At 68.7% G+C, this 18,074-nt stretch carries 14 protein-coding genes; 13 read left to right on the top strand and 1 reads right to left on the bottom strand.

Annotation, left to right across the window (positions count from 1 at the left end; genetic code table 11):
- Positions 1-9 precede the first annotated feature (9 nt).
- The 9 genes from G3I71_RS22290 (at position 10) to G3I71_RS22250 (ending at position 13,422) form a co-directional block, all read left to right on the top strand.
- Positions 10-1,323, top strand: coding sequence for an extracellular solute-binding protein (locus G3I71_RS22290; protein WP_164316604.1), 1,314 nt, complete (start codon positions 10-12; stop codon positions 1,321-1,323).
- A 110-nt stretch (positions 1,324-1,433) separates the two neighbouring features.
- Positions 1,434-2,429 (top strand): carbohydrate ABC transporter permease, encoded by a 996-nt coding sequence (locus G3I71_RS22285; protein WP_164316603.1) that lies wholly within the window; start codon positions 1,434-1,436, stop codon positions 2,427-2,429.
- A 13-nt stretch (positions 2,430-2,442) separates the two neighbouring features.
- On the top strand, positions 2,443-3,384 hold the full coding sequence (locus G3I71_RS22280) for a carbohydrate ABC transporter permease (protein ID WP_164316602.1): 942 nt from the start codon (positions 2,443-2,445) through the stop codon (positions 3,382-3,384).
- A 92-nt stretch (positions 3,385-3,476) separates the two neighbouring features.
- Positions 3,477-4,949, top strand: a complete 1,473-nt coding sequence (locus tag G3I71_RS22275) for a GH1 family beta-glucosidase (RefSeq protein WP_343243034.1) — start codon at positions 3,477-3,479, stop codon at positions 4,947-4,949.
- A 232-nt stretch (positions 4,950-5,181) separates the two neighbouring features.
- Positions 5,182-5,919, top strand: coding sequence for a VOC family protein (locus tag G3I71_RS22270; protein WP_164316600.1), 738 nt, complete (start codon positions 5,182-5,184; stop codon positions 5,917-5,919).
- A 592-nt stretch (positions 5,920-6,511) separates the two neighbouring features.
- A complete protein-coding gene (locus tag G3I71_RS22265; RefSeq protein ID WP_164316599.1) occupies positions 6,512-8,944 on the top strand; it encodes a SpoIIE family protein phosphatase in 2,433 nt (810 codons plus the stop codon).
- A 203-nt stretch (positions 8,945-9,147) separates the two neighbouring features.
- Positions 9,148-11,091, top strand: a complete 1,944-nt coding sequence (locus tag G3I71_RS22260) for an alpha-L-fucosidase (protein WP_164316598.1) — start codon at positions 9,148-9,150, stop codon at positions 11,089-11,091.
- 99 nt (positions 11,092-11,190) lie between these two features.
- Complete coding sequence (locus tag G3I71_RS22255; RefSeq protein WP_164316597.1) at positions 11,191-12,324, top strand: hypothetical protein; 1,134 nt, start codon at positions 11,191-11,193, stop codon at positions 12,322-12,324.
- A 126-nt stretch (positions 12,325-12,450) separates the two neighbouring features.
- The gene (locus G3I71_RS22250) at positions 12,451-13,422 is read left to right on the top strand and encodes a phosphotransferase family protein (RefSeq protein ID WP_164316596.1); all 972 of its coding nucleotides are present in this window, start codon (positions 12,451-12,453) and stop codon (positions 13,420-13,422) included.
- A 201-nt stretch (positions 13,423-13,623) separates the two neighbouring features.
- Here G3I71_RS22250 and G3I71_RS22245 read toward each other — a convergent pair whose 3' ends face one another.
- A complete protein-coding gene (locus G3I71_RS22245; RefSeq protein WP_343243033.1) occupies positions 13,624-14,799 on the bottom strand; it encodes a serine hydrolase domain-containing protein in 1,176 nt (391 codons plus the stop codon).
- A 231-nt stretch (positions 14,800-15,030) separates the two neighbouring features.
- Between G3I71_RS22245 and G3I71_RS22240 the strand changes: the two genes are divergently transcribed.
- The 4 genes from G3I71_RS22240 to G3I71_RS22225 all read left to right on the top strand — a co-directional run bounded on the left by G3I71_RS22240 (position 15,031) and on the right by G3I71_RS22225 (position 17,875).
- Entirely contained in the window at positions 15,031-15,168 is a 138-nt protein-coding gene (locus tag G3I71_RS22240; protein WP_164316572.1) for a hypothetical protein, read from the top strand.
- Between the two features lie 409 nt (positions 15,169-15,577).
- On the top strand, positions 15,578-16,051 hold the full coding sequence (locus tag G3I71_RS22235; RefSeq protein WP_343243032.1) for an ATP-binding protein: 474 nt from the start codon (positions 15,578-15,580) through the stop codon (positions 16,049-16,051).
- 628 nt (positions 16,052-16,679) lie between these two features.
- Positions 16,680-16,994, top strand: a complete 315-nt coding sequence (locus G3I71_RS22230) for a MerR family transcriptional regulator (protein WP_164316595.1) — start codon at positions 16,680-16,682, stop codon at positions 16,992-16,994.
- A 77-nt stretch (positions 16,995-17,071) separates the two neighbouring features.
- Positions 17,072-17,875, top strand: a complete 804-nt coding sequence (locus G3I71_RS22225) for a hemolysin III family protein (protein WP_239149290.1) — start codon at positions 17,072-17,074, stop codon at positions 17,873-17,875.
- Positions 17,876-18,074: the final 199 nt, after the last annotated feature.

Raw genomic sequence — 18,074 nt, 5'->3', positions numbered from 1 at the left:
GAGGATCGAATGGACAAGTTCCGAAGGAAGTTACACACAAGAGTCGTCGCCGCAGTGTCGGCTGTGTCGGCTCTCGGGCTGATCGTGAGCTGTGGGGGCAGCGACAGCGGAGGGACGGGTGGGGGAAAGAAGGACGGCAAGGTCACCATCACCATGGGCCTGTTCGGCGTCATGGGTTTCAAGGAGACCGGGCTGCTCGACACCTACATGAAGGAGCACCCGAACGTCGTCATCAAGGCGGACGTCGCGGGTGACGAGCAGACCTACTACACCGCCCTGCAGACCCACTTGGCCGCCGGCAGCGGACTGAAGGACATCCAGGGCATAGAGATTGGTCGGGCCAAGGAACTGTCCGACACCCAGCAGGACAAGTTCGTCGATCTGGCCGGTGTGCCCGGCACCGACCACTTCCTGCCGTGGAAGCAGAGCCAGGTCACCACCGCGGACAAGAAGGTCATCGGCCTCGGCACCGACATCGGCCCGATGGCGGTCTGTTACCGCAAGGACCTCTTCGAGCAGGCGGGCCTGCCCACCGACCGCGAGGAGGTCGCCAAGCTGTGGGAGGGCGACTGGTCGAAGTACGTCGACGCGGGCAAGCGGTTCAAGCAGAACTCGAAGGCCGAAAAGGTCGCCTTCATGGACACCTCCAGCGGGCTGTTCAACGCCATGATCTACGGCAACTCCCAGCAGTTCTACGACAAGCAGGGTGAGCTGATCTACGCGACCAACCCCGTCGTGAAGGACGCGTGGAAGCTGGCCTCCGAGGCGGCCACCTCCGGTCTGACCGCCAAACTCCGCCAGTTCCAGCCCGGTTGGGACCCCGGCCTGGCCAACGGCACCTTCGCCACCGCCGTCTGCCCGGCGTGGATGCTCGCGCACATCAGCGAGAAGGCGGGCCCGGCGAACAAGGGCAAGTGGGACGTCGCCAAGGCACCCAAGGGCGCCAACTGGGGCGGATCGTTCCTCGGAGTGATGGAGAAGAGCCCCGTCAAGAAGGAAGCACAGGAACTCGTCGCCTGGCTCACCGCCCCCGAGCAGCAGGCCTACCTGTTCAAGAAGATCGGCAACTTCCCCTCGTCGCAGACCGCACTGGGGATGCCCGAAGTGGTCGACGCCAAGTCGGACTACTTCAGCGGCGCGCCCATCGGGAAGATCTTCGGCGCCGCGGCCCAGGAGATCCCCGACGAGCAGGTGCTCGGCCGCAAGGACGGCACCATCAAGGACATCTTCTCCCAGGGGCTGACCTTGATCGAGGCGCAGAACAAGAGCCCGGAACAGGCCTGGAAGACCACTGACAAGCGCATCGGAAAGGCCATCGGCTGACCTCGGGTCCCGTCGCCCGTCTCCGCAGCCGCCCGGCGCCCCACGCACGGCCCGTGTGGGTCGCCGGGCCCCCGACCGCCTCCCTCACCTTCCAGGAAGGACGCCTTCCGGTGGCCATCTCCACCTCGACACCCTCAGCCGGTGCGCCCGGCACCGCCCCGCCGGCCGGGACCGGCACCGGCGGGGACCGACGGCGGCGCAGTACGCTGCTGCACCGCCTCGACGTCCGGGGCGCCCCGTACGCCTTCGTCGCCCCGTTCTTCGTCGTCTTCGCCGCCTTCAGCTTCTACCCGCTGATCTACACCTCGTGGATCTCCCTGCACCGCGTCGAACTGTCCACCCTGAACCTCATGGAGTGGGTCGGCTTCGACAACTACACGGCCCTGTGGGACGACGACCGTTTCTGGAACGCGCTGCTCAACACCATCACCATCGGCGTCCTGTCGACCGTGCCACAGCTGTTGATGGCGCTCGGCCTGGCTCATCTGCTCAACTACCAGTTGCGCGGCTCGACGTTCTTCCGCGTCGCCGCCCTGACGCCGTACGCCACGTCGGTGGGTGCCGCGGCCCTCGTGTTCACGATGCTCTTCGAGCGCGACTTCGGCATGATCAACTGGATGCTGAGCCTGTTCGGTGTCGACAACATCGACTGGGAGAACAACAAGTGGGCCGCGCAGACGGCCATTTCCTCGATCGTCATCTGGCGCTGGACCGGCTACAACGCCCTGCTCTACCTCGCCGCCATGCAGGCGATCCCGCGCGACCGGTACGAGGCCGCGGCGATCGACGGCGCCTCGCGGTGGCAGCAGTTCCTGATGGTCACCGTCCCCGGCATCCGTTCCACCATCGTGTTCACCATCGTCCTGTCCACGATCGGCGCCACCCAGCTCTTCGGTGAGCCCCTGATCTTCGGCCAGGGCCCGAACGGCATCACCGGGGGAGCGGACAACCAGTACCAGACGCTGGGACTGCTGCTGTACGAGGAGGGCTGGAAGAACTACCAGATGGGCCGGGCCGCCACGGTTGCCTGGGCGATGTTCCTGCTGCTCATCGTCGTGTTCGTCGTCCAACGAGTGGTCCAGCGCGTCGTGGCGCGCAAGGCCTGACCGGGAGATCTCCATGACCACTGACAGCATCCCGGTCCGGACGGCGGACACGCCTTCCGAAACCGCGCGGAAGAGCCGCGTGGCCTCGCCGTCGGGCGGACGGCGCCGGAGACTGTTCGCGCACCCGCGCGCCGGACGACAGCACCACGCGGGCCCCGTCGCCTACATCCTCCTGGGCATCGCGGCGCTGTTCTCCCTCTTCCCGCTCTACTGGACGATGGTGGCGGCGTCGACCGACAACACGCGTGTCACCCAGACGCCTCCGCCGTTCCTGCCCGGACCCCACCTCCTGGAGAACCTCGGCAAGGCCTGGAACGACGCCGCGCTGGGCAAGGCCATGCTCAACAGCCTGATCGTGGCAGGCGTGATCGCCCTGTCCACGGTGCTGTTCGCCACCCTCGCCGGCTTCGCGTTCGCCAAACTCCGCTTCAAGGGCCGCAACATCCTGCTGATGCTCGTCATCGGCACGATGCTGGTGCCGCCCCAACTCGGCGTCGTACCACTGTTCATGATGATGACCGAACTGGGCCTGGGCCAGAAGCTGCCCGCCGTCATCTTCCCCACGCTCGTCAGTGCCGTCGGCGTGTTCTTCATGCGGCAGTACCTCACCGAGGCGCTGCCCGACGAACTCGTCGAGGCCGGGCGGGTGGACGGTGCGCACTCCCTGCGCATCTTCTGGAGCATCGTGCTGCCGATCGCCCGGCCCCCCATGGCCGTACTGTTCATGATCACGTTCGTGCACGCCTGGAACGACTTCTTCTGGCCGTTCATCGTGCTCGACATGTCCAATCCGACTGTCCCCGTCGCGCTCACCCAGCTGAGCGCGGGATATGTGCGCGACCAGTCACTGATCATGGCGGGCGCCCTGCTCGGCACGCTGCCCCTGCTCGCCATGTTCATCGTCTTCGGCCGTCAGATCGTCGGCGGAATCATGCAGGGAGCGGTCAAGGGATGAGCGCCCCGCCCTCACCCCGCAGCCGGGATCCGCCCCGGGCCCGCCACCCCAACTCGCCGCTCCCGCCCCGCAGTACAGCTGGAAGGACCCACGTGACCACCACTGCCCGACGTGTCGCGCCCACCCCGGATAACACCGCCCTCACCAGGTTCCCGCCGGGATTCACCTGGGGCACGGCGACCGCCGCCTACCAGATCGAGGGCGCCGCCGCGGTGGACGGCCGCACCCCTTCGATCTGGGACACCTACTCGCACACGCCCGGCATGGTGCGCAACGGCGACACCGGTGACGTCGCCACCGACCACTACCACCGCTGGCGCGAGGACGTCGAGATCATGGCCGACCTCGGCGTGAGCGCCTACCGTTTCTCCCTGTCGTGGCCGCGTGTGCAGCCGACCGGCCGCGGCCCGGCAGTAGAGAAGGGGCTCGACTTCTACCGTGCCCTGACCGACGCGCTGCTGGAGAAGGGCATCGAACCGGTCGTCACGCTCTATCACTGGGACCTGCCGCAGGAGTTGGAGGACGCGGGCGGCTGGCCGGAGCGCGTCACCGCCGACCGGTTCGCCGACTACGCGGCCCTGGCGGCCCGTGCGCTGGGGGACCGGGTGAAGACCTGGACCACCCTCAACGAGCCCTGGTGCAGCGCCTTCCTCGGATACGGCTCGGGCGTCCACGCGCCCGGTCGCACCGACCCGGTGGCGGCCCTGCGCGCGGCGCACCACCTCAACCTCGCCCACGGCAAGGCCGTTCAGGCACTGCGCGCCGAACTGCCGTCCAGCGCCCGGGCGTCCGTCACGCTCAACGTCCACCACGTCCGCGCGCTGAGCGAGGCCGCAGCCGACCTCGACGCGGTCCGCCGGATCGACGCGCTGGCCAACCGTGTCTTCACCGGTCCCATGCTGGAGGGCGAGTACCCGCGAGATCTCCTCCAGGACACGGCCGGTCTGACCGACTGGTCCTTCGTACGGGACGGCGACACCGCCACGATCCACCAGCCGCTGGACTTCCTGGGCGTCAACTACTACTCGCCCACCCTTGTTTCGGCCGCCACCGGCGACGCCGGCCACGGCTCCGACGGGCATGGGGCGAGCGAGCACACCCCCTGGCCGGGCGCCGACCGGGTCGCCTTCCACCTGCCTCCGGGCAACACCACGGCGATGGGCTGGGCGGTCGACCCGAGCGGTCTGTACGAACTGCTGACGCGCCTGAAGGCGGACTTCCCCTCGATGCCGTTGATGATCACCGAGAACGGGGCCGCGTTCGACGACTACGTCAACCCGGAGGGCGAGGTGGCCGACCCGGAACGCATCGCCTACCTGCACGACCACTTGTCGGCCGTACGGCGGGCGATCGTGGCCGGCGTCGACGTGCGCGGCTACTTCCTGTGGTCCCTGCTGGACAACTTCGAGTGGGGCTACGGCTACAGCAAGCGCTTCGGTGCCGTCTACGTCGACTACCCGACCGGCAAGCGCATCCCCAAGGCCAGCGCGCGCTGGTACGCCGATGTGGCCCGCACCGGCACGCTGCCCGACAGGGACGGCGCGAACGGGACAACTCGCGTGTGAGGTCACAGCACAGCCCAGCACAGCACGGAGCGGTTCTGGCGGAGCACCGATCACTGATGCCGCAGATCGAGCGCGGCACCTGCCGAGGTGGTGCCGGCGTTTCCGACCGTCACATGACGTCCGGCCGTGGCCTCCGATCCGGATCGGAGGGAAGTCGTGATCGGCTTCCGGCCGCCGTCCGAACTCGGCGGCCTCGACAGTGAGTTCATCCCTCAGGTCTAGGGTTGGCGACATGGCGCTGCAACTTGTTCAGGTGAACTTCAAAGCCCGGGACGACTCGGCGGTGGGCCGGTTCTGGGGGGAGGCGCTCGACTGGGGTGTTTCCAGTGCGGAACCCGGTGCGACCAGCGTGAAGCCCGTGGGTTTCACCTGGTCGGACCCGGCCGGCATCTGCGTCGATGTCATCGCCGTCCCGGACCCCGAAACAGTGAAATACCGTGTGCACATCGAACTCGCCACCAACTCCGCGGCCCATCACGCGGAGTTGGTCGCACGCCTGAAGGAACTCGGTGCGACGCCCGCCGAAATGGGCCGAGATGACCTCCCATGGACAGCTCTGGCCGACCCGGAGGGCAACGTGTTCTGCGTCCTGGAGCCTCGGGAGATCTACCGGGACACCGGGCCGATCGCCGCGGTGGTCGTCGACTGCGCGGACCCGCGGGCCATGGCCCGGTTCTGGGAGGAGGCGATGGACTGGACCCCCCACGAGATGACCGACGATCGCGCGCTGCTGCGCTCCGCCAAGGGTGTCGGCCCGTATCTGGAATTCCTCCGCACGCCCCACCTGAAGGACATGCGCCACCGTGCCCATCTCGACGTGGTGCCCTCCCTCGGTGACGATCAGGCTGCGGAGGTGGCCCGGCTGGAGGCCCTCGGCGCGAGGCTCGCCGACGTAGGCCGGAGCGACTTCCCGTGGAAGATTCTGACCGACCCGGAAGGCAACGAGTTCTGCGTCCTCCGCCCGGCCTGACACGGCGCCTCCAGGGTCGTTCCGCCACGCGCCCGCCACCGAAGCCGTCCGCCGCCTCGGCCATGCCTCCCACCTCGGCTCGTCCAGCAGCCGCGCCCGCGGGACGATCCATCGGTTGGACGGGGCGGCGACGACATCCCGCCGGTTCAGCGCCAGGTACGGCTGGTCCAGCACGCACCACACGTTTCTTGACGGGCCGCCGGGACAACGCCGGGAGGCGGCGCACCACCTTCAGGTCTCGATGGCGGCGGACGGGGGCGGGTGTTCCTGCCCCACCTGTGGCGGCCCCCCCGAAGGGCCGACCGGCGGCCCCCTTCTCCCTGACCGCAAACAACTGCGGGCGGCCCTGGAGAAGGCTCTGGAGAAAGCTCTGGCTCTCGGCCCCGCGCTGATCGTTCCGGCACATGAGGCACCCTTCGGGCCGTCGTCGACGTCCCTCCAGCCTGGCCCGTCTCCGGCGCCCGTCGTCCGACGGGCTCGCCGTGGCCGGGTTGAGCGCTGTGTGCCGTGGCGGGATGCTGGGAGACGGCGCCCGTGACGGGCGCCGCGGCGCGGTGCCGGTTCGCGGCAGGTACGAGGTCGGGATACGCCTATGGACAACGAGCCCGACACGACCGCGGCAGCAGCGGGCGCAGGAATGCCCGAGGACTTCGCGGTCGTCATCGACGCCCGCGGAACTGTCATGGCGTGCAGCGCCGGAGCCGGGCGACTGCTCGGGTACGAGCCCGAGGAGGTGCTGGGCCGCCGGGCCGTCGCCCTGCTTGCCGCGAAGCTGCCCGCCGCGATGAGGCGGCGCCTGGCCGCCAGGGAGCTGTGGACGTGCGATCTGGCGCTGCGAAACAGGCATGGGGACCGTGTCACCGTGCAGCTCCGGGGCACGCCGCTGGCGGATGGGCGAGGCAGGACGCACTGGATCGTCACCCCGGCGGCGGTCACCTACCCCTCCGGGCCTACGGAAGCAGGGGCGGCGGAGTTGTGGGACCTCACGCTCGCACAGCTCCCGCTGCCCGTGGCCATCTACGACAGTGAGGCGCGGTTCGTCACCTGCAACCAGGTGATGAGCCAGGCCATGGGACTGAGCCCGGAGGAGATGCGGGGCCGGACGTTGTGGGAGATCTATCCCGCCCCACCCCTGGACGAGATCGACCGCCTTCAGCGCCAGGTAGTGCGCACCGGTGAGACGATCTTCCGCGAGGAGCAGCCTTTTCGAGCCTCCGGTGAGATCCGCGATCACGCGTGGTCGGTGTTCCTCTCCCCGCTGAAGGACCCGGCCGGTGCGGTGCTGGGAGTGTCGGCGCTGGTGATCGACATCACCGAGCAGTACTTGGCCCGCCGCCGCCTGGCGGTGCTGAACGACGCCAGTGTGCGCATCGGCACCACTCTCGACGTGACCTGGACAGCCGAGGAACTGGCGGAGGTGGCCGTGACGGGATTCGCCGACTTCGTCACCGTCGACCTGCTGGAATCGGTCGTCCAGGGACATGAGCCGCAACCGGTACCGTCCGCCACACCGGTCGTCTGCCGCCGTACCGCGCAGCGGTCGGTACTCCCGGGATGCCCGGAAGCCGTGGTCTCCGCGGGCGACACCGACGTCTACCCTCCCGGCTCACCACCGGCCGAGGCGCTCATCACCGGCCGCGGCGCCTACTACCGTGCGGGCGACCCGCTGCTGAGCGCGTGGTCGACGGCCTCCCCGGCCCGTGCCGAGAGCATGAGGCGTTTCAAGATTCACTCGGTGATGATGGTGCCACTGCGCGCGCGGGGGATCACCCTCGGTGTCATGCACCTCATGCGGCACCGGACCGCGGACGTCTTCGGCCCGGACGATCTGCTGCTCGCCGAGGAGATCGCCGCCAGGGCGGCGGTGAGTATCGACAACGCCCGCCGCTACACCCGTGAGCGCCGGACCGCGCTCGCGCTTCAGCGCAGTCTGCTGCCCGAGCGGCTGCCGCAGCTGGATGCGGTCGACCTCGCCTACCGGTATCTTCCCGCCGGCCCGGGGGACGAGATCGGCGGGGACTGGTTCGACGTGATCTCACTCTCCGGGGGCCGGGTCGCGCTGGTGGTGGGCGACGTGGTGGGCCACGGTGTGCACGCCTCGGCCACGATGGGCCGTCTGCGCTCCGCGGTACGGACCCTCGCCGACGCCGATTTCGCACCCGACGAACTGCTCACCCGGCTGGACGACCTGGTGATCCGTCTCGACCGGGAGGAGGGCCCGGATGCGCGACGGCAGGCGGAGCGGGCCTCGGGCGAGGTCGGAGCCACCTGCCTCTATGCCGTCTACGACCCCGTCACCGGCTGCTGCGACCTGGCGCGGGCCGGGCACCCGCCGCCGGTCCTGGTGACCTCCGACGGCAGTGCACAGGTGCTCGACCTGCCGGCCGGGCCACCGCTCGGCCTGGGCGGACTTCCCTTCGAGTCCGCCCGGATCGACATGGGTGAGGGCAGCCTGCTCGCCCTCTACACCGACGGCCTCATCGAGGCCCCGGGCCGCGACATCGACGTCGGGCTTGACCTGCTGGGCGAAGCGCTGCGCCGCCCCGCCGCCAGCCTGGAGGAAGCCTGCGACGAGGTGCTGCGCAAGGTGCGGCCCGATCCTCCTGCCGACGACATCGTCCTGCTCCTGGCGCGCACCTCGGCGCTCGGCGCGGACCAGGTACGCACCTGGCAGCTGCCCATGGACCCCGCGGCCGTCGCCGGGGCCCGCCGTATGGCGGGCCGACAGCTGACCGACTGGGGGCTGGCCGAACTCGGGTTCGCCACCGAGCTGATCGTCAGTGAGCTGGTCACCAACGCCATCCGTTACGGCGACGGCCCCATCCAACTGCGACTCATCCGTGCCGATGCGCTCATCTGCGAAGTCTCCGACTGCAGCAACACCGCCCCGCACCTGCGGCGGGCCCGCACCTTCGACGAGGGCGGACGCGGACTGCTGCTCGTCGCTCAGGTGGCCGAGCGCTGGGGCAGCCGCCAGACGGCCGTCGGCAAAACGATCTGGGCCGAGCAGTCCCTGCCGGACTAGGGCGTGACCGAGGGGCAAACATGCCATGTATGTCGGTGAATTGGTGCCGCAATATCAGCTATAGCGGCTAATGCGCTGTGCTGTCTTGGCTTTACATCCAATCAAACCGTTGACATGTTGGTGTCACATGGTCGAACTTCATGCGTAACACCTCGCGCGGAACGGCCCCATGGCGCTGAGGCCACAGGACTGGGAGTGAGCGCATGCCGTCAGGAAGTCTGTCCCGCCGTAGAGCGCTCGGGGCGGCCGGCGCCGCTGCCGCCGCGACGGTGCTGCCCGTCGTCCCCGCCCTCTCGGGCCCGGTGTCCGCGGCGGCAGCCGCTGATGCCCCGACCAACCTGAGCAGCATGGTGGACATGCGGTTCGGCATGTTCAACCACTTCAACATGGGCACGTTCACCAACGAGGAGTGGGCAGCCCCGAATCAGAACCCCGCCCTGTTCGCCCCCACGGTGGTGGACTGTGCCCAGTGGGCGGCGGCTGCCGCGGCGGCGAAGATGGGCTACGGCGTGCTGACGACCAAGCATCACGACGGCTTCTGCCTGTGGCCGACCGCGTACAACGACTACAACGTCGCCCAGAGCTCCTACAAGCAGGACGTCGTCGCCCAGTACGTGGACGCGTTCCGGGCCAAGGGACTGAAAGTGGGCCTCTACTACTCGATCTGGGACCGCACCTACAGCGTGCAGGCGTACGACAGCCGGCACGGCGTCGCCGCCGACCAGACGATCCAGCCCGGTGACCTCACCTACATGCTGAACCAGATCACCGAACTGCTCACCGGCTACGGCACCATCGACATGTTCATCACCGACGGCTACGCATGGCAGATGGGCCAGCAGGCCGTCTCCTACCAGCGGATCCGCGAACACGTGAAGTCGCTCCAGCCGGACATCGTCATGATCGACCACGGTGGGCTGGCCGTACCGTTCCTCGGCGACGCGATCTATTTCGAGGAGCCGCTGGGCATCACCTCGCCGACCGGAAACACCTTCGCCTCCATGCAGGGGCAGACGATCAGCAACGGATGGTTCTGGCATCCGTCCACGCCGTCCGAAAGCCTGATGAGCAAGGCGTCGATCCTGAGCCACCTGGCGGACCTGGAACCGAAGTACACCTCGTTCATCCTCAACTGCCCGCCCAACCGCGACGGCAGGCTGGACACCAACGTCGTCAACCGGCTCGCCGAAGTCGGGGCGGTATGGAGCCCCAACACCTCCAGGGCGCCCCTGCCGGCGCAACTGCCACGCGCCGAACACCCCGTGACACCCGTCAGTGCCTACGCGACCGGATTCCATACCGGCGAGGGCCCGATGAACGCGATCGACGGGCTGAGCGACAAGGACTTCGAGACCTGCTGGTCGACCTGGGGACTGTCCCCGTCCCAGCCGCACTCGATCACGATCGACCTGGGCGGGGTATGGAGCGACGTCTCCAACCTGGAGTACCTGCCCAAACAGTGGAACCGCAACGACTCCACCGACGGCGACATCACTTCGTACACCATCTCCACCAGCACCGACGGCGCGACCTTCACCCAGGTCGCCACCGGTTCGTGGGCCGCCGACCGCGTCACCAAGGTCGCCGAGTGGAACGCCAGGAGTGTTGGCTTCGTGCGGATCCAGGCCACCGCCGGCACTGGCGGCTACGTCAACATGGGCGCCGTCCGCATCGGCGGCAGGACCGCCAGACCGGTCCTGGTGTCCCCTGTGCTGCCGGGAGACGGAACCGTCTGTCGCCTGGTCAACCGCAACAGCGGCCAGGTGGCCGACGTGAGCGGGGCGGGTACCGCCAACGGCACCGACGTCCTTCAGTGGCCCTGGCTGAACCAGGACAACCAGAAGTGGACCTTCGTCTCCACCGACGACGGCTACTACAAGATCCGGAGTGTCAGCAGCGGCAAGCTCATGGAAGTGGCAGGCCTCTCACGCGTGGACGGCGGCAGGGTGGGCATCTGGTCGGACGACAGCGTCTTCCAGCAGCACTGGGCCGTGACGCCCACCGGGGACGGCTACTTCTACCTCACCAACCGGCTCAGCGGACTGTCCCTCAACGTCGACGGCGCCTCGACCGCCAACGGCGCCGGCATCGAGCAGGAGACGTACAACCGGGCGACGCAGCAGCAGTGGCAGATCATCGCGGTGTGAAGGCGGCCCGGTGGGTTGCCGACCATGGCCTGTCAGGGGTCCGTGTCCGACGCCTCCGGATGACATCCGGGGGTCGCCGCCTCATGTGAGGATGCGGCAATGGTGTGGCTGAGGAAACGCGGGACGCGGGCGGTCGGGCTCGCGGCGGGTACGGCGCTGGCGCTGATGACCGCCTGCGGCACGGGTGGCTCCGGCGACGGGGAGGCCGGGGGCCGCGAGGCGAAGTACAAGCGAGTCGTCGAAGATCCTCACCCGCACCCCGCCGACGTCATCGAAATGGCAGGCGCACCCTACGGCGTGGTCGGCGCGGACGACGACTCGCTGCTTCTGACGTACGAGGCCGACAACGTCGAGGACGACGAGGGGCCGGCCGCCACCGCCTGGCGCATAGTCGGCCCCGACGGCCGTACGGTCGCCGAGCACGCGGAGCACGCGAACGCGGAGGATGTGCCACCCGCGTTCAAGGGGGTGCGCGGAGGCTTCGTACGGGTGCCCCGGGACGAAGGCGCGGAGGGAGCGTGGACCCTCGACGTACACGGCAAGCGGCACAAGGCAGTCCTCACCGGGACCCCGTTGCGCACCCGCTCCGGCGACATTCTGCTCGCGGAACCGGAGCCCACCCTCATCTACCGCCCCGCCACGCGAACCGTGGCGCCCCCGGCCGGAGTGCCGGACGACGCCATCCGCCTCGCCGTCGACGAGCGGGGCACGGTCTGGAGCCTCACCCAGCCCCTGACCGCAGACCCCAACCGCGTCGTATGGCAGCGCGACGCTCGCACCCTCGGCTCGGTGGCCGTCCCCACGCCGTACACGGGAGGCGTCCTTGCCGCGCGGGGTGGCACCGCGGCACTGTCCCTCATTCGGGGCGAGGGCGTGCGGGGCCTGTGGATGACGACGGACGACGGCGCGCACTGGCGGACGGTCCTCGGCGGCGGCATTGCCTGGAAGGACCTGAAAGGCGGTGCGGAGGCGCTGGTCCTGGAACTGCTTACGGACGGGCGGCTGCTCGTCGGTGAGGAAGGTGGCCGCTACTGGCTCGCCGACGATCGCACCAACAGCGCCTTCCACGAGTTGAGGACGCCGGTGAAGTTCACGTCGTTCACCGTCGACGGCACGACCCTCTACGGCATCGCGGACGCGACGACATCGACGTACGACCTGGTGAAGGGCGAAGGGCTGTGGATCTCCCGCGACGGCGGAGGTGCCTGGCGGCGTTACGGGCAACGTGGGTAGCGGGTGAAGCCCATGGGTTCTGCCCATGGCAGGTCGCGCCGCCGACGAACACTGCCCTCTGACGGGCGAATGGCGCAGCGTCGGAATACCCGAATGCGTTGACGGCGAGACGGATACTCTGCCCCCATGGATTCGGGTGAGGGGACCGAGGGCAACGGCTTCGATCTCGACAGTCAGGGCTGGAGTGCCACGCGCTCCTGGGTGGAGAAGGGCCTGTCCGAGGCAGAGCGCATCGAAAAGATGGTGCGACTGCGCGGCGGCTGGACATCGGAGATGAGCCGCCTGGACCTCTGCGGTCCGGATGGTCGGCGCTCACTTGTCCTGCGGTCCTTCGTCAAGCCGTTCTTCGTTCGGCATGCGGAGGGCCTGTTGACCCGTGAGGCGACTGTCCTGCGCCTGCTCGATGAGACGGACGTGCCCGCGGCCACGGTCATGGCGGTGGACGCGACGGCGCAGTACTGCGATCACCCCTCCTTGCTGATGTCCCTGCTGCCGGGGACCGTACGCCTGGAGGATCAGAGCAATGATGACCGCGCTGAACTGCTGGCCCGGCAGTTGGCGCGTATCCATCAACTGCCGGTGACCGCGCACCAACAGCCTCGCGCCTACCAGGCCTGGACCTCTCCCGAACGAGTGAATCCGCCCGCGGCCACCGAGCGGCCCGAGCTCTGGCAGCGGGCTGTCGACGTCATTCGCCGGGAGCCCCCGGCTCATCAGGGTTGCTTCCTGCACCGGGACTTCCATCCCGGCAACGTCCTCTTCACAGGCACCGACGATGACCTTCGGATCAGTGGTGTCGTCGACTGGGTGGAGACCTCTTGGGGGCCGGCCGACTTGGACGTGGCACATTGCTCGACGGCCCTCGCCCTACTGCACGGGATTCCCGCAGGCATGCGATTCGCCGATCGCTACGTCGCCGCGAGAGGAACCTTGGCCGCCCATCTCTACTGGCGGCTGCTGGACGCGTCGGGATTCGCTCCGGACGCGGAAAAGGTCGCTGTTCCCTGGCGTGAACTGGGCCGCGACGATCTGACGGCCAGCGTCCTGACCGAACGGCTGGAGGGATACCTGGAAGCCCTCTTCAATCGCTATGCCTGAACCGTCGCGACTGACTGTCTCCGCGATCCTCGAACCCAAGGGGTCTTCTGCCTGGATCGAGCGGCCGTGTGGCCGCACCGGGTCACCGGCCGCAACCTGCCGTTTGACCGTCGGACCGCGCTCGACATCGACCTGTTTTGTATGCCTCGCGGGCGGCGGAGCCGTTGGAAGGGCGAGGAGTGACACGACCTCAACCAGCGGTCAGTCCCGGAGCAGCGCGCAGACGAAGTTCTCCTCGACCTCGCGCAGCTTTTCCAGGAGTTGCGGCTTCGTCGCCTCGTTCACCTGCGTGGTGAGCGAGAACGTCAGTGACCGCTCGCCGTCCGGTGTCGCGGCGATCAGCTGGGTGTAGCCGGGTGTGTTTCCGGTGTGGCCGAGCACCACTCCGCATCTCGTGGTGTAGCGGAAGATCGCCGCCCCCGCCTTGTTCCTGCCCGGACCCGCCGGTTCCGAGGCGCCGTCGACCCAACGGCGCTGCTCGCTCAGTGTCGCCCGGGAGATCAGCGCGCCGCCCGCGTAACCGCGGATGAACCTGGTCATGTCCCTCGGAGTGGAGACGATTCCGCCCGACGCCCACACCCCCGAGGCGCCGATCAGCTCGCTGACGTCCTCCGGTGCGGCCGGCGGCCGGATGGGGACGTCGTAGCCGCGCATGTACGGTTCCGGCAACTCGAAGCCCTGGGGGAGGCTCGTGTCGTGCAGGCCGAGCGGGCGGTACACCAACTGACGCAACAGCTCCTCGTAGCGCTTCCCGGTGGCCGCCTCGGCCATCAGGGCCACGGCGATGTTGTCCGAGTTGGAGTACTGGTACCGCGAACCGGGACGGAACAGCAGCGGCTCGCCGGCCACGAAGTCGAGTAGCCGCCGGGAGTCGAAGCGATGATGCAGATCTGCCTTGAGGATCCTGACGAAGTCCGGACTCCGGCTGAAGTCCGGCAGGCCGCTGGTGTGGGTCAGGAGCTCGCGCAGTGTCACCGCGTGCCAGGCATGTGGGAGCACAGGCAGCCGTCGACCGATGGTGTCATCGAGGCCGAGCGCGCCCCGGTCGACGAGCCGCAGTGCCACGGCGCCGCTGAACGCCTTCGCCGTACTGGCGATACGCATGTGGTCGGTCGCTTCGACCGGCCTACCGGTATCGAGGTCGGCGACTCCGGCGCGCAGAATCCGGCGTGACTCGCCTCGCTGGAGCACGGCTATGACGCCGGGCGGGCCGCCCGGAGCGTGGACCAGTTGTTCGAGCTGGCTCTGAAGTGCGCGGTCCGGAGCGGGGCGGGGCGTGTCGGCTTCGGACGGTGCGGACACCAGGGCTGCCAGACAGGCGCCGGCCAGCGCGGCGCCGACCGGCAGACGCAGTTGGGGGAGACGAGACAGCGGCACGGGAACTCCTCGGGCGGGCTGGGGGAGGGGCACGCCCAGCATCGGCCGCGTGGCGCCCGGTTGCCTGTGTCGCTGCTGCATACGGCCGAGCGGGTCGTTTGACGGTGTGTGCTCGGCGAGACGTCATCCGGACAACCCATGCCCCAGCAGGCCAGCAGGCCCCCTGGTCAGGAACAAGCCCGTCGCAGCGGGCGGAAGGCGGTTCCGGCGTGGGGCACCGAGCTGTGGGCAATGAGACGCCATGGCCTGGACGGACTTGTGGCGGCCCTCGCTTATCTCAGCGCCGCTCAGCTCGAACGCCTGAACAACCTGACCCCGGCCGCGGGTGAACGCCACGACGAGGTGAACATGGCCAGCATCGACGGCTGACGGCTGACGGCTGACGGCTGACGGCTGACGGTCGGCGACTTCGCGACGACCTCGCCGCCCTTGCCGTGCCCTGCGGGCCGACGGCGGACCCGAGGGTCCACCGTGCTGGATCACCTGGACGTCAGTGTGCTGGGAAGCGACCCTTCGGCTGTGCCAGTTCGACATCCAGCCGATGGCCACGCTGTACGGCGCCGCCATCGGCCCCTCTGCCAGGGATCTGGCCGCCGTCGCCCCCAGGAAGGCAGTCGGCGGCCACCGTGTCACTTCAAAGGGGACCGCACGCCGGATACGGACCCGAGGTGCTCGGAATCCGCCCCCGCCGCAGTGATGCCGGACAACATCCCTGGTGGCATGTATGACGCCGTCGTGGGTACTGGCATGCGTGGACGGGGGGAGTGAGGGCGAACACGTGGGATGTCATGCCGGCGATGACGCCTGTACGGCGCCGAACGCGTACCTGATGCGCGTCGGCCACACCCTGGTCGGTGATGACGGCTGCATTGCCGATGCCCGCCACCATGCCGTCGCCTTTCTCGACCAGGCTCGCGCAGACCATCACCTGCCCGTGCCCCCGCGCGTGAGGGATTTCGTCCAGTTGGTGGTCAGTGAGCTGGTCACCAATGCCCGCAAGTACGCTCCCGGCCCCGTTCTGCTCGAACTGCGCATCAACGCCCGCGCTGTGGACGTCGTCGTGTGGGACAGCGAGCCCACCGTTCCCGTAGCCCGGGTGGCCGATCCCGGCAGGATCGGCCAGCACGGACTGGAGATCGTCAAGGCCGTCACCGAGGACCTGTTCATCGAGCAGGAGCCGGTCGGTAAGCGCATCACGGCTCGCATCGCCCTGCCCGCAAAGGGCGAGCAGCCACGACCTCCTCGGGCGTGACCCGGGGCGCACCTTTCCGCGAAGCCATACCTCAGCATCCACGCGCGAAAATCTATGCTGGCGAGAGTAGACATGGGGCGGCTGGGTGGCTATGGTTTCTCTCGTAGCCCAGAGAGACAGCAGGGCCCGGCAGACACGAACTGGCGGGCAGCAGTAGTGCAGTCGCAGTGCGCAGGACGGTGCGGTGGTGGAGTTTCGAAGCCAGGGTTGTTGCAGGACGGCGACGGGGCTGACGACCGGACCGGGTGGCCCGCAGTGATCAGGGGTCGCCGTGAGCAGTACCGCAGTGGCAGTACCCGTAGGTGCAGTTCGTAGTACCGAGCAGTACGCAGTTCCCGTTTGGCAAGCAGTTGATCACCCAGGGAAGAACGGAGGAGCCGAGCGCCATCAGGATCGCCCGGGCGGAAGTCTTGAACCCGGGTACCGCAGGACATCGATAGTGAGGTGGTCTCCGGTCGAGCAACCGCGATCCCCGTATTCCCGGCAGCGTTTCGGTCGGGTCCGCGGAGACAGAAGGCCGACGCAGCACGAGGGTCGGCAGATGGTGTAGCAGTTCCTTCGGGCCCTGGCGCCGTACGGCGCCAGGGCCCCTCCACGCGTTCGACAGAGATTCGACAGAGAGGTGTACGTGACAGCAGAGGATTCGTACGGCCGTATCGACGACGACGACTACCCCGCCTACACCATGGGCCGGGCCGCCGAGATGCTCGGCACCACGCAGGGCTTCCTCCGTGCCATCGGCGAAGCCCGACTCATCACCCCGCTGCGCTCCGAGGGCGGACACCGCCGCTACTCCCGCTACCAGCTGCGCATCGCCGCCCGAGCCCGGGAACTCGTCGACCAGGGGACCCCCATCGAGGCCGCCTGCCGCATCATCATCCTCGAAGACCAGCTCGAGGAAGCCCAGCGCATCAACGCCGAGTACCGTCGCGCCGCATCCTGACACCCAGCCTGTGCCTGATCCCGGGCCCGCGGAGACGCGCTGGGCCGCCCCATCCGCCGATGCCAGAATATGAGCGCATGATCGCCGAAGATTTTGAGCCGCCGGCACCTGGACGAGATTCCCAGCCCGTCCCCGGCACCGCGTCCGACGCCCCGCGCGCCAAGCCTGTTGACCCGCCTTCCGGCGCGACCGGACGGCTGACGGGCGGGCAGGCCGCCGCCGGTCTGGAAGGCGTCGCCGAGCGCGCTGCCGCTGTGCTGAAGCCGAGGATGCGTGGCTGGCTGCACGCCGGCGTGTTCCCGCTCGCGCTGGTCGGCGGCATCGTCCTGATCGCCGTTTCGCGCTCGGCGGCGGCAGTGGCGGCCTGCTCGGTGTACGCGGTGTCCGCCTGCCTGCTGTTCGGCACCAGCGCGGTCTACCACCGCGGAACGTGGGGTCCGCGCGGGGAAGCGCTCCTGCGGCGGCTGGACCACGCGAACATCTTCCTGATCATCGCCGGTACCTACACGCCGCTCGCGGTACTGCTGCTGCCCGCGCACCGGCAGCTGGTGCTGCTGGCCGTGGTGTGGGCAGGCGCCCTGGCCGGCATCGCCTTCCGCGTCCTGTGGATCGGGGCTCCCCGGTGGCTGTACACCCCGTGCTACATCGCCCTGGGCTGGGTCGCCGTCTTCAATCTGCCCGACTTCGCGCGCACCGGCGGCACCGCGGTCGTCGTACTCGTCATCACCGGCGGTCTGCTCTACACAGCGGGCGCCGTCGTCTACGGACTCAAGCGTCCCGACCCCTCACCGGCCTGGTTCGGCTTCCACGAGGTCTTCCACGCCCTGACCATCGCAGCCTTCACCGCGCACTACACCGCCATCCTCCTCGCAGTCACATGACTGCGGCAAAAGCCCGCCGAAGCACAGGACTCGGGCCTGGCAGGGACCTGGCCGCACATGGTCCGAGAGGGGCCGGCGGGCGGTGCGGACCCGGGTCCCGTGGTGCAATTGACCTGTCCGGCACGGGGCTTGGCACAGCTCTTTCGCGTATCCGGGGCAGCGTCCCGAGCGTGATCGAGCAATTGAGGGAGTCGCTGTG

Source organism: Streptomyces sp. SID12501 (assembly GCF_010550245.1).
Lineage (GTDB): Bacteria > Actinomycetota > Actinomycetes > Streptomycetales > Streptomycetaceae > Streptomyces.
This window is presented reverse-complemented; position numbering and strand designations above follow the sequence as displayed.

Coding starts and splice junctions, on each gene's coding strand:
- G3I71_RS22225 (WP_239149290.1), top strand. CDS start 17,072: ATGATCGCCGAAGATTTTGAGCCGCCGGCACCTGGACGAGATTCCCAG.
- G3I71_RS22290 (WP_164316604.1), top strand. CDS start 10: ATGGACAAGTTCCGAAGGAAGTTACACACAAGAGTCGTCGCCGCAGTG.
- G3I71_RS22240 (WP_164316572.1), top strand. CDS start 15,031: ATGAGACGCCATGGCCTGGACGGACTTGTGGCGGCCCTCGCTTATCTC.
- G3I71_RS22255 (WP_164316597.1), top strand. CDS start 11,191: ATGGTGTGGCTGAGGAAACGCGGGACGCGGGCGGTCGGGCTCGCGGCG.
- G3I71_RS22270 (WP_164316600.1), top strand. CDS start 5,182: ATGGCGCTGCAACTTGTTCAGGTGAACTTCAAAGCCCGGGACGACTCG.
- G3I71_RS22260 (WP_164316598.1), top strand. CDS start 9,148: ATGCCGTCAGGAAGTCTGTCCCGCCGTAGAGCGCTCGGGGCGGCCGGC.
- G3I71_RS22280 (WP_164316602.1), top strand. CDS start 2,443: ATGACCACTGACAGCATCCCGGTCCGGACGGCGGACACGCCTTCCGAA.
- G3I71_RS22250 (WP_164316596.1), top strand. CDS start 12,451: ATGGATTCGGGTGAGGGGACCGAGGGCAACGGCTTCGATCTCGACAGT.
- G3I71_RS22265 (WP_164316599.1), top strand. CDS start 6,512: ATGGACAACGAGCCCGACACGACCGCGGCAGCAGCGGGCGCAGGAATG.